Source organism: Sodalis sp. RH24 (genome assembly GCF_047324145.1).
Lineage (GTDB): Bacteria > Pseudomonadota > Gammaproteobacteria > Enterobacterales > Enterobacteriaceae > Acerihabitans.
The window spans coordinates 2,671,972-2,687,481 of record NZ_CP178729.1 but is presented as its reverse complement, the minus strand read 5'-3'; the positions used below and the strand labels follow the sequence as shown (position 1 = coordinate 2,687,481).

14 protein-coding genes and 3 tRNA genes are annotated in these 15,510 nt (G+C 59.3%); 10 read left to right on the top strand and 7 right to left on the bottom strand.

Annotation, left to right across the window (positions count from 1 at the left end; translation table 11 throughout):
- Nucleotides 1-17 precede the first annotated feature (17 nt).
- The gene (gene epmB / locus ACL2XG_RS12330; protein WP_410012173.1) at nt 18-1,046 is read right to left on the bottom strand and encodes an EF-P beta-lysylation protein EpmB; all 1,029 of its coding nucleotides are present in this window, start codon (nt 1,044-1,046) and stop codon (nt 18-20) included.
- 40 nt (nt 1,047-1,086) lie between these two features.
- On the opposite strand from epmB, the gene efp reads away from it, so the two are divergent.
- From efp to sugE, 4 genes are all read left to right on the top strand, one after another.
- Nucleotides 1,087-1,653 (top strand): elongation factor P, encoded by a 567-nt coding sequence (gene efp, locus ACL2XG_RS12325; protein WP_410012172.1) that lies wholly within the window; start codon nt 1,087-1,089, stop codon nt 1,651-1,653.
- 81 nt (nt 1,654-1,734) lie between these two features.
- A complete protein-coding gene (locus ACL2XG_RS12320) occupies nt 1,735-1,872 on the top strand; it encodes an entericidin A/B family lipoprotein (protein ID WP_410012171.1) in 138 nt (45 codons plus the stop codon).
- A gap of 180 nt (nt 1,873-2,052) precedes the next feature.
- Nucleotides 2,053-2,184, top strand: coding sequence for an entericidin A/B family lipoprotein (locus ACL2XG_RS12315; RefSeq protein WP_162364129.1), 132 nt, complete (start codon nt 2,053-2,055; stop codon nt 2,182-2,184).
- 276 nt (nt 2,185-2,460) lie between these two features.
- Nucleotides 2,461-2,775 carry a quaternary ammonium compound efflux SMR transporter SugE gene (gene sugE / locus ACL2XG_RS12310; protein ID WP_410012170.1) on the top strand — a complete coding sequence of 105 codons (315 nt, stop codon included), beginning with the start codon at nt 2,461-2,463 and terminating at the stop codon, nt 2,773-2,775.
- A gap of 6 nt (nt 2,776-2,781) precedes the next feature.
- On the opposite strand, the gene blc is transcribed toward sugE, so the two are convergent.
- A complete protein-coding gene (gene blc / locus ACL2XG_RS12305) occupies nt 2,782-3,306 on the bottom strand; it encodes an outer membrane lipoprotein Blc (protein ID WP_413722074.1) in 525 nt (174 codons plus the stop codon).
- Nucleotides 3,307-3,473: 167 nt separating this feature from the next.
- On the opposite strand from blc, the gene epmA reads away from it, so the two are divergent.
- Nucleotides 3,474-4,451 carry an elongation factor P--(R)-beta-lysine ligase gene (gene epmA / locus ACL2XG_RS12300; protein WP_410012167.1) on the top strand — a complete coding sequence of 326 codons (978 nt, stop codon included), beginning with the start codon at nt 3,474-3,476 and terminating at the stop codon, nt 4,449-4,451.
- An 82-nt stretch (nt 4,452-4,533) separates the two neighbouring features.
- On the opposite strand, the gene mscM is transcribed toward epmA, so the two are convergent.
- The 3 genes from mscM to rsgA form a co-directional block, all read right to left on the bottom strand.
- Nucleotides 4,534-7,839 (bottom strand): miniconductance mechanosensitive channel MscM, encoded by a 3,306-nt coding sequence (gene mscM / locus ACL2XG_RS12295; protein ID WP_413722075.1) that lies wholly within the window; start codon nt 7,837-7,839, stop codon nt 4,534-4,536.
- 29 nt (nt 7,840-7,868) lie between these two features.
- Nucleotides 7,869-8,756 (bottom strand): archaetidylserine decarboxylase, encoded by an 888-nt coding sequence (gene asd, locus ACL2XG_RS12290; protein WP_413722076.1) that lies wholly within the window; start codon nt 8,754-8,756, stop codon nt 7,869-7,871.
- Nucleotides 8,757-8,827: 71 nt separating this feature from the next.
- Nucleotides 8,828-9,874, bottom strand: a complete 1,047-nt coding sequence (rsgA, locus tag ACL2XG_RS12285) for a small ribosomal subunit biogenesis GTPase RsgA (RefSeq protein ID WP_413722077.1) — start codon at nt 9,872-9,874, stop codon at nt 8,828-8,830.
- A 102-nt stretch (nt 9,875-9,976) separates the two neighbouring features.
- On the opposite strand from rsgA, the gene orn reads away from it, so the two are divergent.
- From orn to ACL2XG_RS12270, 3 genes are all read left to right on the top strand, one after another.
- Nucleotides 9,977-10,522 (top strand): oligoribonuclease, encoded by a 546-nt coding sequence (orn, locus tag ACL2XG_RS12280; RefSeq protein WP_413722078.1) that lies wholly within the window; start codon nt 9,977-9,979, stop codon nt 10,520-10,522.
- Nucleotides 10,523-10,792: 270 nt separating this feature from the next.
- Nucleotides 10,793-10,867: transfer RNA gene (locus tag ACL2XG_RS12275), tRNA-Gly, on the top strand.
- A gap of 93 nt (nt 10,868-10,960) precedes the next feature.
- Nucleotides 10,961-11,035 (top strand) — tRNA-Gly (locus tag ACL2XG_RS12270).
- 148 nt (nt 11,036-11,183) lie between these two features.
- Here the strand turns inward: ACL2XG_RS12270 and ACL2XG_RS12265 are convergent.
- The gene (locus ACL2XG_RS12265; RefSeq protein WP_413722079.1) at nt 11,184-12,056 is read right to left on the bottom strand and encodes a phosphonopyruvate hydrolase; all 873 of its coding nucleotides are present in this window, start codon (nt 12,054-12,056) and stop codon (nt 11,184-11,186) included.
- Nucleotides 12,057-12,475: 419 nt separating this feature from the next.
- On the opposite strand from ACL2XG_RS12265, the gene ACL2XG_RS12260 reads away from it, so the two are divergent.
- Nucleotides 12,476-12,550 (top strand) — tRNA-Gly (locus tag ACL2XG_RS12260).
- Nucleotides 12,551-12,850: 300 nt separating this feature from the next.
- Here the strand turns inward: ACL2XG_RS12260 and queG are convergent.
- Entirely contained in the window at nt 12,851-13,990 is a 1,140-nt protein-coding gene (gene queG, locus ACL2XG_RS12255; protein WP_413722080.1) for a tRNA epoxyqueuosine(34) reductase QueG, read from the bottom strand.
- Between queG and nnr the strand changes: the two genes are divergently transcribed.
- Complete coding sequence (nnr, locus tag ACL2XG_RS12250; protein WP_413722081.1) at nt 13,989-15,503, top strand: bifunctional ADP-dependent NAD(P)H-hydrate dehydratase/NAD(P)H-hydrate epimerase; 1,515 nt, start codon at nt 13,989-13,991, stop codon at nt 15,501-15,503. The two genes, queG and nnr, sit on opposite strands and share 2 nt — an antisense overlap.
- Nucleotides 15,504-15,510: the final 7 nt, after the last annotated feature.

Below are 15,510 nucleotides of genomic sequence, written 5' to 3'. Positions count from 1 at the left end.
GCGTCGGGAAGCACGGCTTAGCGCTGGCGTAGTTTTAAATCAAGCAGGGTTTTGCTGTTTTCCCCGCCGATCTCCCGCGCCAGCCGCGGCACCAGATAGCCCGAGACCTTCAACAGTAATTGCTGCATAATCTCCCGGGCTTCATGGTCATCCACCATAAAGTGCGCCGCGCCCTGTACCCGATCTAAAACATGCAGATAATAAGGCAGTATGCCGGCGTCAAACAGCGTTTCGCTCAGGGTCGCCAGCGTATCGGCGTTATCATTTACCCCCCGCAGCAGCACGCTTTGGTTGAGCAGCGTCACCTGCGCCATGCGCAGGTGTGTCATACTCTCGCGCAGCGGCAGGTCAATCTCGTTGGCATGATTGATATGGGTGACCAGCACGACATTGAGACGGCTGCCGGCCAGGCGCCGGCAAAGAGCGGGGGTGATGCGCGCCGGGATAACCACCGGCAAACGGGTATGGATGCGCAGGGTGCGCAGATGGGGAATGGCTTCCAGCTGGCCGATAAGCTCGTCCAGCTCATGATCCTTGGCCATCAGCGGATCGCCGCCGGAAAAAATAATCTCGTTCAGCTGCGGGTGCTGCCGGATATACTCCAGCGCCCCTGACCAATTGGCCCGGTTGCCCTGGTTATCCTGATAGGGGAAATGGCGCCTGAAGCAATAGCGGCAGTTAACCGCGCAGCCGCCCTTGACCAGCAGCAAGGCGCGGTTACGGTATTTATGCAGCAGGCCCGGTACTACGGATTGCTGTTCTTCCAGCGGATCGGTGCTGAAACCGGGCACCTGCAGAAATTCCTCGCGTAGGGTGAGGACCTGCCGCAGCAGCGGGTCGGCCGGATTGCCCGGCTCCATGCGCGCCACGAACGCCCTGGGCACCCGTAACGGGAATAACCGCCGCGCCGCCGCGCCATCGCGCAGGTCCGGATGGTCGCTGAGTTGCAATTGTTGCAAAAGTTCGATGGGATCGGTAATGACATCGGCAAGTTGACGCAACCAATCTTCTCTAGTTGGGGTGTTTCGGGTTACAATATCTGCCATTTTTTTGGCTTAACGACCACGTAATATTAAGAGGACCACCATGGCGTCTTATAGTACCAATGAATTCCGTTCCGGTCTCAAAATCATGCAGGACGGCGAGCCGTGCGCGATCATTGATAATGAATTCGTAAAACCGGGCAAAGGCCAGGCGTTCAACCGCGTGCGCATCCGTAAACTGATTTCCGGCAAGGTGCTGGAAAAAACGTTTAAATCCGGTGATTCCGTCGAGGCGGCCGATGTCATGGATATGAACCTGACTTACCTGTACAACGACGGTGAGTTTTGGCATTTTATGAATAACGAGACTTTTGAGCAACTGGCCGCCGATAAGAAAGCGGTGAGCGACGCCGCCAAATGGCTGGTCGAGCAGGCCGAATGCGTGCTGACCCTGTGGAACGGCGAGCCCATCGCCGTCACGCCGCCCAACTTTGTCGAGCTGGAAATCATCGAGACCGACCCAGGCCTGAAGGGCGACACCGCCGGCACCGGCGGCAAGCCCGCCACCCTGACCACCGGCGCGGTGGTAAAAGTACCGCTGTTCGTGCAGATTGGCGAAGTGATCAAAGTGGATACCCGCTCCGGCGAATACGTATCCCGCATCAAATAACCGTTCAACCGGCATGCCCTGAGGCGTTATCAGGGTCAGGGCAGGCCGGGCGTTTTCAGGCGTGCGGGGAATCCGGCGATTATGTTAGGAAAAACAGTTAAACTGATCGTTATCTCATTAGTCATGTCAGCGACGCTGAGCGGTTGCAATACCGCGCGCGGCTTCGGTGAAGATGTGCAACACCTTGGCGGCGCTATTACGCGTGGTGCCAGCAAGTAGCTCGCAGACATCGTGCAGCCAACATCCAGGACATTTTCCAGTAAATAGTCCTAAAAGTGCGCAACCGGCCATATGTTTAGTATGTTTTGCCGGTTTTTTACTATGCTTAAAAGGCAAGCTTTTATCCACAGCAGTGCTATTTCATTTAGACAAAAAGTGATTCTACAAAAGGAAATCGTTATGTTGAAGAAAAGTATAATTGCCCTTTTATCTGTTCTGGTGTTGTCCTCATTAACGGCTTGTAATACCACCCGCGGCGCCGGTGAAGATATTTCGGCAGGCGGACAGGCCGTACAGCGGGCTGCACAGTAATATACACGGCTGTATTCAGCTAATGCCTCTGTATCCTGGTGAAATAGCCGCTGTCAGCGGGTTATCGGGGAATGAGAACCGATAGTGACAGCGGTGTCGGACTATGACGCGGTCATTTTGATTAAAATGACCGTTTCGTCACATTTAACTAATCGATTAATTAAATTCATTGGTCATTTTGCTAACGGCGGCATAAGATTATCCTTCCTTAGCAGGACGACCTGGTAAGCTGTCTTTTCTTCTGGGGACGACCCCATCGTTATGAGGTCGTCTCACATGTCATGGTTATTACTTATCCTCGCCGGCCTGCTGGAAACTGTCTGGGCCATCGGCCTGAAATATACCGAGGGATTTACCCGCCTGCTGCCAAGCGTGGTGACGCTTATCGCGATGATCATCAGCATCACGCTGCTGGGCCTGGCCATGCGCACGCTGCCGGTGGGTACCGCCTATGCCGTCTGGACCGGGATAGGCGTGGTCGGCACGGTTATCGTCGGCATGCTGTGGCTGGGTGAACCCGCACATTGGCTGCGCATCGCCAGCCTGGCGATGATTATGCTGGGGATCCTGTGCCTGAAGCTGTCGCATTAGGCCGTTTCAGGATTGATCCACCCAGATAAGCCGGTCCACCGCAAAACCCAGCCGGGCGGCGGTAGCGACCAGGTGGTCGCGCGTGGCCTGCGGCAGCGTTTTGGCGCGGGCCAGGATCCAGAGATAATCGCGGTTGGGGCCGCAGACCAGGGCGTAATCATAGCCTTCATCCAGCGCGATCACATGGTAGCCGCCATAAAAAGGGCCGAAAAACGAGACCTTAAGCGAGGCCCGCTGCGGCGAAGCCAGGAAATAGGCTTTGCCGTTGCTTTGCCGGAAGCGTTGCGTGGCCGGGGAATAGCCTTTATTGATGACGTCGAGGCCTCCGTCGTCCCGCAGGCTATACTGCGCCGTGACATGATCGAGTCCGGTTTCGAAACGGTGATCCAGCCGGGCGATTTCATACCAGGTGCCCAAGTAGCGGTTAACATCGAACTTCTCCACCGGCCGGACGCCCGACGGCGGGTTGACGCTGCACGATAGCGACAGTAAGGACGAGGCGACCAGCGCGACGGTTCTCCATAGGGACATACATACTCCATCAATAGCCTGCCTGAACGGTAAGTGTACACCCATTGGCGGTATGCAGGCGGTAAAGCGGCAACCCGCGGACGATGCAGGCGACCGGATTGAACAAGGTTTGTCTGCCTGAACGGATAAAGGTAGACTTCATCCCCTGTTTAACGGGAGAAAAAGTTATGAGCGAAATGGCAAGCTGGTTACCGAGCGCCCCCATCGCTAATCTATTAAAAAGAGCGGTGGTGATGACCCAGCTCCGGCGGTTTTTTACCGACCGCGGGTTACTCGAAGTGGAAACGCCGGCCATGAGCCAGGCCACCGTCACTGATATTCATCTGGTGCCCTTTCAGACGCATTATGTCGGGCCGGGCGCGGCGCAGGGGCTGCCGCTCTATTTGATGACCAGTCCTGAATACCATATGAAACGCCTGCTGGCGGCCGGCAGCGGGCCAATATTCCAGATAGGGCGCAGTTTTCGCAACGAGGAATCCGGCCGGCACCATAATCCCGAGTTCACCATGCTGGAATGGTATCGCCCCCACTACGATATGTACCGCCTGATGAACGAAGTGGACGATCTGCTCCAGCAAATCCTTGATTGCGACAGTGCGGAAACCCTGTCCTATCAGCAGGTGTTTATCCGTCATATCGGCATCGATCCCCTGTCGGCCGACAAGGCGCAGCTGTGCGAGGCCGCCGCCAAACTCGAGCTGTCCGGCATTGCCACGGTCGAGGAGGATCGCGATACCCTGCTTCAGTTATTGTTTGCCATGGGCGTGGAACCCCACATCGGGCGTGATAAACCGACGTTCGTTTACCATTTTCCCGCCACCCAGGCCGCGCTTGCGGAAATCAGTACCGAAGACCACCGGGTGGCCGATCGTTTTGAAGCCTATTTCAAAGGTATTGAACTGGCTAATGGTTTTCGCGAGCTCACCGACGCCGCGGAGCAACGCCAGCGGTTTACCCAGGATAACCGCAAGCGCGCCGCGCTGAACTTGCCGCAGCAGCCCATTGATGAAAACCTGCTGGCGGCGCTGGCGCACGGCATACCGGAATGCTCCGGGGTGGCCTTGGGGGTGGACCGGCTGGTGATGCTGGCGCTGAAGGCGGACAGCCTGTCCGAGGTTATCGCATTTCCGGTCGAGCGGGCCTGAGTGCCGTCTGCGGCTCAACAACGGACATGTTGCGCCGACGCGCACGCCATCAGGCCGGCGGGAAAGAACCTGTCCTGCGCGGCTACAGGGACCCGGATCTGAACGTCGTTGCGCCTTTGGCGGTTTCCATGCGCACCTGGAAAGGCGGGAACGGCATTTCCAGGCCGTGTTCGCGGTAGCCTTCAAGAATCAATTGGTTCAGCTGATGGCGCAGCGGCATGCGGTGGCCCATTTCCGCCGCGTGCACCCGCAGATCGAAGAGCATAATCCCCTGCTGTAAATCCACCAGATAGGCTTCCGGCGCCGGGTTATCCAGCACCAGCGGACAGCGCTGCGCCGCCTGGGTCAGGATGCGGGTGACTTCTTCGCTGTCGGCGTCCGGAGGCGCCGGGATGGTCAGCACGATACGGGTGACGGAATCCGACAGGGACCAATTGACAAACTGCTCGGTGACAAAAGCCTTATTCGGCATGATAATTTCTTTGCGATCCCAATCGGTGATGGTGGTGGCCCGGGTATTGATGCGGGTGATATTGCCGGTCAGGTCGCGGATGGTCACGGTATCGCCGATGCGGATCGGTTTTTCAAACAAGATGATCAGGCCGGAGATAAAATTGGCGAAAATTTCCTGCAGCCCGATGCCCAGGCCGACGGTGAGCGCCGCCACCAGCCACTGCAATTTCGCCCATTCGATGCCGATCCACGAAAAACCGATCAACGCGCCAATCAGCATCAGCATATATTTGGTGATGGTGGTAATCGCATAGCCGGTGCCCGGCGTCAGCACCAGATGCTGCAGCAGGGCCAGTTCCAACAGGGCCGGCAGGTTCCTGACCAACTGGGTGGTGATGATCAGCACCAGCACCGCGACCAGCACCGAGGCCAGCGAAATCGACTGGATCCCTTCCTCGCCCTTGATGGTGGAACTCACATCCCACAGCTGGATATTTTCCAGGAAGGCAAACGCCGAATGAATCTCCGACCATAACCAGATAACCGACACCAGGGCGATAAGCGTCAGGAGGGATCGCACCAGACGCAGCGACTGGGCGCTGATAACGTCCAGGTCGACTATCGGCTCATCCACTTCGGCGGCGGCTTCGGAAAGCTGCGACGGGGACAGATCTTCCTCGTGACGGGCGCGTTGCGCCAGCATTTCCGCGCGGCGCTGCTTGGCGCGCTCAAAGGCGATGCGCCGCCGCTGGATAAACATCCAGCGGCGGATGATATGGTAAATGACCAGCAGGAAAAACCAGATCGCCACCGAGGTTTCCAACCGCGCCAGCAGGTCCTGCGCCGTGGCGAGATGGCCGAGCAGGGCGGCAATCGCCGCGACCAGCGGCGCGCACAGCATCAGGTTCCACAGGGTGCGGTTGACCACGTTGTCCCCGGTGCCGGATTTATCCAGGTAAAGCGGGATGCCGGCCCGTTTCAGGCTGCTGGTCACCAGGCTCAGGGCCGCGCACAGCAGGACAAAGCACAGGCGGCCCAGGGTACTGGAGAATTCGCGGTCATTAAGATTATCGAAGGTGATCAGGGCCATGATCAGCGGCACGATAAGGCCGATGGCCAGTGAATAATAACGCATCGCCCGCGCCACCCGTTTCTCCGGCCAGCCGAGATGCACGATAAACAGACCGCGCGCATGGGCAAAGTGGGCGCTGACCATAAACAGCCACAGCACCGGCACCGTGGCGATCACGCCGTCGCCGATGGCTACCGCCACCGGATAAGGCCACGCATGCTGCAGGCCATAGCCCAGCGCCGCCCACAGCACCGGCAGGGGAAGGGCGGCGGCTATCGACCAGAACACGGTGCGCAGCGTCAGGTAAAAATAGTCTTGATTGACCTTGCCGACCTTACTGGCCGAGCGCTCGAGGAAGGCGTGGTAATGACGGCGGGAACTGATGCTGAAACCGACCAGCACGATGGCGCAGAACAGCGGGATCAGCGTCTCCTGGCTGGTCGCCATCATGACCATGGCGCCGCTGAGCTGGGTGGCGGTATCCAGCGAGACCAAACGCCTGAGATCCTGGGCCACGTGGAGCGGAAATGCGAGGGTGACCGGGCTGACGTCCGCCACCCAGAACAGATAGCGGTGCGCCGCTTCCCGGATTTCCGCCATGGCGTCCACCAGCTGGCTGTTGGCTACCTTGAGCTTCGTCATTTCCAGTATCTGGTTATCGTAGCCGGACAACAGGGAATTGAGCAGCTCGCGCTGGGTACGCAGCTGCGCGTCCAGGATGCGCCGCTGCTCGGGCGTCAGCGGCGATCCGTCGTCCTGCTTGCTTTGATCCAGCTGGGGACGTTTGTTCATCAGATCTTCATAATGCAGGCGGCTTACGCGCAGCTGGGCCATATCGCTGTCGAGCTGCTGCGGTTTGGGCAGATCCGGCAGGCGCGACACCTGGGCGCGCAGCGTCTCGCCGAGCGCCGGCGAATCCCCCAGCCATTGCGCCTGCTCGCGCAGGGTGCTCAGCGCTTGCCTGACCTGCAGCGCCTGCGCCGCGGCCTGGCGCTGCTGGGAGGCGATTAAATCCATACGCTGCGCCTGCTCGTTAAGCGCCACCGACAGTTCGCGGTTTATCTGCAGTTGGCTGGTGATGACGGCGGGCAGGTCGCCGCTTTGCTCCGCCAGCTGTTCGGTGCGCTCCAGCGCGCGCTCCGCCTCCTGCTGGCGGAGACTGTTGAGCCGAAAGCGCAGCGCCTGCAGGTCCATATCCACCCGGTCGTGGCGTTTTTTCAGCATATCCATCCGCAGGCGCGACAGTTCCTGGCGGTTGTTGGCGCTCAGTTGCGCCAGCTCCAGTTCGTTGACCCGCGCCCGCCGCGCGGCGGCTTCCGCCTGGATCTGCATGAGGTGCGCCTGCGCCAGCGGCGTGGCGGCGCTGGCGCTCTGTGCCTGCAGCCGCTGTTCGCTATCGCTCAGGGCCCGGCGCGCTTCGGTTTGCTGTTGCGGCAACTGGCCCAGCGAGTCGCTGATTTCCCGGGCCTGTTCCTGCTCCTGTTGCAGTTGACGCGCCAGTTCCTGCAGGTCGCTGCTGGTCTGCAGCACGCGCTGCTCCAGTTCGCTTAGCGAGAGTTTGCCGCTGACGTCGGCGGCTTTGTCCGGTTCGCTGTCGCGTTGATCGCGCAGTTCCCGCGTCAGTTGAGGGAAATTGTCGATGGCGCTGCGATATTGTCCGGCGCGCGCGGCGGATACCTTGCCGTCGTTGATAGACGAAAGCGCGCCCTGGAGGGCGTCGATGATTTCCGCTTGATTCGCCGCGCCCTTATTCGCTTCCGCCTGCTGAAGTTCTTTTTTAACCTGGGCTTCGTCGGGAAAAGCGGCGGCGAATGACGGGGCGGCGAGCAGCCACCCCAGCAATAGGATGATAATCGGGCGCAATCGGGTTCTCTCTGGTTGCTCCGGGCCGGTTAAGGCAACGGACTGTCCGCCTGGGCGATGCCGGTGGCGAGACGTTCGCCGACGCGGGTTGCCGCGCGACTGTGAAGATGATCGCCCAGGGAAACGCCGCCTTTGGCAAAAAGGTTCACCACCGTGGAGCCAAGCTTAAACCGCCCCATCTCCTGGCCTTTCAGAAATACCACCGCACCGTCTTCATCCGCCGTCGGATAGCGCCAGCGCTTGATAATGCCGTCGCGCGGCGGCGTCACCACGCCGGACCAGGTGGTCTCGATACTGCCGACAATGGTGGCGCCGACCAGGATTTGCGCCATCGGTCCAAAATCGGTGTCGAATACGCAGATCGCCCGTTCGTTGCGGGCGAACAGGTTCGGTATATTGGCCGCGGTCAGCGGATTGACCGAAAACAGCTCGCCCGGCACATAAATCATTTCCCGCAGGATGCCGTTGCAGGGCATATGCACCCGGTGATAATCGCGCGGCGCAAGATAGGTGGTGACAAACGCGCCGTCGCGAAAGAGCTCGACCAGACGCTCGTTGCCCGCCAGCAGCGCTTCCAGGCTATAGTGATGCCCCTTGGCCTGAAAAACCTGTTCGCCCGCTATGGGTCCCGATTGGGAAATGATACCGTCCGCCGGCATGACCAGCGTGTCGGGATCGCTGTCGATGGGACGCGCGTCATCGCGCAGCGGCCGGACAAAAAAAGCGTTGAAAGTAGGATAGGCCGACGTATCGGGCTGCTGCGCTTCCTGCATATCCACCCGGTAAACCCGCACGAACAGATCGATGACCAGTTTCGTCAGCCAACCTGCCTGCAGTTCGGCCCCCCAGCCGGCCAATTGGGTCAGCCAACGCTTGGGCAATAAATACTGCAATGCTATTTTGATCCTATCGAGCACAGAAACCTCGTACATGCGTGGGTGAAACAACAACGAACCGGGAGAAATTGTAGCGGCGCTCAGGATAAATGTCAGTGATCCGTTTCGGAAAAGGATTTACGTGTTTTTACCTGCGACATGCTGTCGAGTATCTGATGATAATTCTCGAAACGAATGGCGGAAATGTCGCCGCTCTCCACGGCGGCGCGGATGGCGCAGCCCGGATCGGTATCATGCCGGCAGTCGCGGAATTTACAGTTGCCCAGATACGGCCTGAATTCAATAAATCCCTGGGTGACCTGTTCTGGTTCCAGATGCCATAAGCCGAATTCCCGCACGCCGGGGGAATCGATAACCTGGCCGCCGCTTTTAAAATGATACATGCGCGCCGTGGTGGTGGTGTGCTGGCCGAGTCCCGAGTTATCGGACACGGTATTGACCACGATCTGCGCGTGTTCAGGAGGCAGCAGGGCATTAAGCAAGCTGGATTTGCCCACCCCGGACTGCCCCGCGAAGATGCTGATGCGATCCGTCAATGCCGCCTCAAGCCCTGCCATCCCCTCGCGCGTCTGGCTCGATACCATCAGCACGCGATAGCCTATCCGGCTGTAGACTTCCATGGTGGCGTCCACCCAGGCCCGTTCCTTTGCGTCCAGCAGATCGATTTTATTGAGTACGATCAGCGGTTCAACCTCCACTGTCTCGCAGGCCACCAGATAGCGGTCGATAATGTTCACCGACAGCTCCGGCAAGATGGCCGATACAATCACGATTTGGTTCATATTGGCGGCGATGGGCTTGACGCCGTCGTAAAAATCCGGCCGCGTCAGCACCGAGGTCCGGGGATGAATCGCCTCAATGATGCCCTTGATGCCCGATGAGGCCTCGCTGCCGGGCCGCCAGACCACCCGATCGCCGGTCACCACCGAGCCCAGCGTGCGGCGCAGGTTGCAGCGGTGTATGATACCGTCCGCGGCTTCCACGTCGGCGTGCATGCCGAAGCGGCTGACGACCGTGCCTTCCTGGGCCTGGCCTAAAAGCGAGTCATCCCAATCGACGCCGCGATCGGTTCTCAGGCGGCGCTGATGATTTGCCTGTACGCGCCGCTGCTGGCCTTTGGACAGTTTATTTTTAGTCACCGTGCCTCACTTGTAGCTCATGAATCGCCCGTGGCGATGAAAACGTCTATGATACACAGTATTCTAACAGAAACGCCGTGAAACCTTAGCAACGAGAAAATCATGCCGGTAAATGACAACAACCTGATTTGGATCGATCTGGAAATGACCGGGCTTGATCCCGAACGCGATCGCATTATTGAAATCGCCAGCCTGGTGACGGACGCCAACCTGAATATCCTGGCGGAAGGCCCGGTATTGGCCGTGCATCAGACGCAAGAGCAACTGGCCGTCATGGACGAGTGGAACGTGCGCACCCATACCGCCAGCGGCCTGGTGGAACGCGTCCGGGCCAGCCGTATCGACGAGGACAGTGCGGTGGCGTTAACGCTGGCGTTTCTGCGGGAATGGGTGCCCGCCGGGAAATCGCCCATCTGCGGCAACAGCATCGGCCAGGACCGTCGTTTCCTGTTCCGCTATATGCCGGAACTGGAGGCCTATTTCCACTATCGTTACCTGGATGTCAGCACGCTTAAGGAACTGGCCCGGCGCTGGAAACCGCAAATCCTGGAGGGGCTGACCAAAAACAGCAGCCACCAGGCCCTGGATGATATCCGCGAGTCGGTGGCGGAACTGGCCTATTACCGCGAGCATTTTATTCGTCTTTGATTATTTATCGCCGGCGCCGCGCCGCTCACTGGCCGCGCGGATAAGCCGCTGATGTTTCATTGATTGCCGGTAAAAACGCCATATTGCTGTTTTTATCGGCAGTTGAGCGAAAAGCGCAGATTTTTGCCCGTCGGGGCTTGCAGGGAAAATGTTTTCTCGTATAATGCGCTCCCCGTACCGGTGCAAAATATTGTCGTGGCCGCGTGCGTAATCGGAATATAGCGTCAGCGATAGACGTGGACTTTATCACTCGGTGATAGAGCATAAAAAGCGGGAATAGCTCAGTGGTAGAGCACAACCTTGCCAAGGTTGGGGTCGCGAGTTCGAGCCTCGTTTCCCGCTCCAAACATTGCAACATCGGGTTTCGTCGGCATGACAAAACGCGATGCATAAAGAAAAAATGCCTTCCGGCATAAAAAAGTGATTCAGAATAACAATGCGGGAATAGCTCAGTGGTAGAGCACAACCTTGCCAAGGTTGGGGTCGCGAGTTCGAGCCTCGTTTCCCGCTCCAATTAGTACGTCGCGGGCGCCCGTTCAGGGCGGTGACGGATAGATGCCACAGGGCGAAAGCCCTGTGGCATTTTTCATTGCAGTCCCGGCACGCCCCCCGACATCCCTCCCCGCAGGCAGGCCATACCACGGTCAGCGCCGTGAACGCCTCAGCGCAAAAAGCGTTTTTCAATAGCGCGCATATAAGCATCCCCTTGCCAGGTGATGATATCCTTGACCGCGGGAAGGGTGGCGTCGACATTCTGTATGCCGCCGTCACGGCGGATCTGCGCGAACACGGCGCGCATCGCGCCCGCGGCGGCGCGAATGGCGTGATTGCCGTAGATCACGATGCCCACCTTGCCGCTGGCGGCGATATCGGCCTCGGTAAGCTGTGGATACGCCGTGGGCACCAGCACCAGGGGAACCCTGCCTGTCCAGGCGGCGATAAAGGCCAGGATCTCGTCGGGCGTCTTCTGCCTGGAGTGGATCAGGATGGCGTCCGCGCCGGCTTCCTCATAGGCTGCGGCGCGGCGCAGGGCCTCGTCCTGGCCCAGCCCCGCGATCAGCGCCTCCACGCGGGCGATAACGACAAAATCCTTGTGCCGCCGGGCGGCGATCGCGGCGCCGATCTTGCCCTGGAATTCCTCGATGCGCACCAGTTCCTGGCGGCCCTGCGCGCGCAGGCTGGTGTCCTTGGGAAAGGTCTTGTCTTCCATCACCACGGCCGCTGCGCCGGCGGCCTCGTATTGCGGAATGATGTAGCTGACGTTCACCGCATTGCCGAAGCCGGTGTCGATATCGGCGATAAGCGGCGTCGACACGGTGGCGGCGATGGCGCGCATCATCTCCAGATGGGTGCCCATCGACAGGATGTTGGCATCGGGCACCGCATAGCTCGCCGACAGTTCAAAGCCGCTGCCCCAGATACCGTCAAAACCCGCTTCCTCGGCAAGCCGCGCCGCCAGCGGATTGTGCGCGGCCATGGCGGTAAACAGGCGGCGGCTGTCGAGCGCCGCGCGCAGGGTGTTGGATGTGTGCATTGGTATAGTCCTGATAGCAGTTGACGTGGTTGGATGTTACAAAAAGCAAGGCAATTCGCCAAGGGAATAAGGCCGGCGGCCGGCCCGTCCCGGATAACGGTTCAGGTCGCCGGTCGCGCGCCGCAATGAAAACGCACCACCCGCCCTTCCGTTGCCGTAACGGGTAAATCGCCGTCTACGGTTCGCCGGGGAGAGACAATAAATTTCCGCCGAGTTATTGACTCTCTTAGGGTATCAGTCCATAATCTCGTCCATTCCTGAGCGGGGATTTGTAAAAAAAGCTTTCTATTTCAAATGGTTGAAAGCAGCTGTTTCGAAAAGGCGCCTTTGCTCGGCAGACGTTTTTTATCGGCGGTCGACGTGATGACCCAGGGTCATTCCCGCAACAGACAGCCAGACGTTACTCAGTCACACATAAAGCGGGAATAGCTCAGTGGTAGAGCACAACCTTGCCAAGGTTGGGGTCGCGAGTTCGAGCCTCGTTTCCCGCTCCAACATCAAAATCCGCTTACATTCAATGGCTATCATGCATTTGCGCATCGCGGCGGTTACAGCGCGGGCCAAAATGTTTTGAACAGAGTTATCCACAGCGCAGCCTCGTAATAATAATTTTCCCTTACCAGTGTTCAGATCAAAAGAAAAGTTTAGTCCTTTGATATTTATCAATTAAAATTTATTTAAAAACGTCGGTGGCGCCTATTGCCTTTTTTAGCGTGCTTGATTGCCAACGGTTTTTTAATTTTATCCACAGGCGGGAATTTTTAAAACATTGCGCTATAATCAGCTGCCGCGGCTTACGCGTCGCGAACTAAACCCTTTTCAATCGCCCTTACCAGCCGCTTTTGCTGCGCGGTCTGTACGCTGACCGTCCCGGCGTCCCGCCGCAGCAGTTGCTGATCGATGGCCCAGCGTATATGCACGTCAAGCATGGCGTTTTCGCCCAGCCGTTCCCGCAGGGCGAGCACGACATTATCTTCATAAGGGGCATTGCCCAGGGCTACCGCCACGTTGCGCAGCCAGCGCAAATGGCCGATGCGCCTGATGGCCGACCCTTCGGTAACGCGCAGGAACCGCGCCTCGTCCCAGGCAAACAATGCCAGTAATTCCGGGGTATGCAGTACCGCCCGGGGGCTGAAGTCCGGCTCGTCGGTTAATTGGGAAAAACGGTTCCACGGGCAGATTAGCTGGCAATCGTCGCAACCGTAGATGCGGTTGCCAATCAGCGGACGCAGCGCCTCGGGGATCTCGCCGTCCAGTTCGATGGTAAGATAAGAAATGCAGCGGCGCGCATCCACCTGGTAGGGCGCGACAATGGCGCCGGTGGGGCAGGTGGTCATGCAGGCGACGCAGCGCCCGCATTGTTCCTCCTGGGGCTGGTCTACCGGCAGGGGCAAGTCGATGAGTAATTCCCCGAGGAAAAACCAGGAGCCGGCCTCGCGATTCAAGATTAGCGAGTGTTTACCAACCCAGCCGATGCCGGCCTTGGCGGCCAGGGGGCGCTCCATGATCGGCGCTGAGTCGACAAACGGCCGAAAGTTTACCCCTTGGCACCAATCCTGAATTTTGTTGCCCAACTGCTTAAGACGCTGACGTAAAACCTTGTGATAGTCGCGTCCCAGCGCATAGCGGCTAACATAACCCATACGGGGATTATTCAGGGTACGGGCAAAGGCGGCCCCGGCCGGCAGGTAATTCATCCTGACGCTGATGACCCGCAGGGTCCCGGGCAGCAATTCATGGGGGCGCGCGCGCAGCATGCCGTGACGGGACATCCAGGCCATTTCGCCGTGATACTGGTTGTCCAGCCAGGTTTGCAAGGCGGGCTCATGGGCGGCCAGATCGGTATCGCAGATGCCGACCTGTTGAAAACCCAGTTCCCGCCCCCATTGCTTGATAAGCCGGGCTAATTCCAAAAGATCAAAAGGGTATGACATGGCGGACCATAAAAAGAAAACAAGCTCTGCAAGTTTACCACATTCCGTCTACGGGGCGGAGTGGCTGCGGGGCTGGGAACCGGAGGCGGCGGATCTTGCCGGGGTAACGCTGTATGAATTAATGGAGCGCGCGGGGGCCGCCGCCTGGCGCGCCCTGAGCTGGCTTTATCCGTTTGCCGGCCATTACCTGATCCTGGCCGGCCACGGCAATAACGGCGGCGACGCCTACGTGGTGGCGCGCCTGGCCCGGTCGCAACGCAGGCAGGTAACGCTTATCGAGTGTAAGGGGACCCACCCGCTGCCGGAACAGGCCCGGCTGGCGCGCCAGGCGTGGCTGGATGCCGGCGGGACGGTCCTGGGGGCCGACGCCGTCTGGCCGGAGCGGACGGACGTGATTATCGACGGTTTGCTGGGCACCGGCCTGGCGGCGGCCCCGCGCGCGCCTTATAGCACCCTTATCGCGGCGGCTAACGGCCATGCCGCCCCGGTCGTCGCGCTGGATATTCCCTCCGGCCTGAATGCGCAAACCGGCGCGGTGGCGGGGGCGGTGATAAACGCGGCGCATACCCTGACTTTTATCGCCCTCAAGCCCGGTTTGCTGACCGGCAAAGCGCGCAGCGTGACCGGACGGCTACACTATGACGACCTGGGACTGGCGCCCTGGCTGGCGCGCCAGGCGCCGGTTATGGAACGGCTGACCGCTTCGCAGCTGACGCGCTGGCTCACGCCGCGCGATCCCTGTTCCCATAAAGGGGATAACGGGCGTTTGCTGATCGTCGGCGGCGATCGCGGCTTGTCCGGCGCCATTCGCATGACCGGAGAGGCGGCGCTGCGCGCCGGCGCCGGCCTGGTGCGGGTACTGACCCGTGAGGAAAATATCGCATCGTTGCTGACCGCCCGCCCGGAACTGATGGTCGAGCCCCTTAACGACGCGTCCCTGCGCCAGGGGCTCGAGTGGGCGGACGTCATTGTCATCGGCCCGGGACTGGGCCAGACGGAGTGGGGGAAAAATGCGCTGCGCGTTGTGGAAAACTGCACTAAACCTATGTTGTGGGATGCGGATGCGCTTAACCTGCTGGCATTCAACCCACAGAAACGTCACAATCGTATTATCACCCCGCATCCCGGGGAGGCCGCCCGCCTGCTGAATGCTAAGGTAGGCGACATTGAAAGTGACCGCTTACTCGCGGCGAAAAATATCATTAAACGGTACGGCGGCGTGGTGGTCCTGAAAGGCGCCGGCACGCTTATTGCCGACGATGAAGGCCGCATGGCCGTCGCCGATGTCGGCAACGCCGGCATGGCCTCGGGCGGCATGGGCGATCTGCTGTCGGGCATTATCGGCGGTTTGCTGGCGCAGAAACTGCCGCTGTATGACGCGGCCTGCGCCGGCTGTGTCGTGCATGGCGCCACCGCCGACCAGCTGGCGGCGGAAAAAGGAACGCGGGGTATGCTGGCCACGGATTTGCTGCCCGCGTTATCTCAATTTGTTAATCCTGAACGTATCGCATAGAAATCAG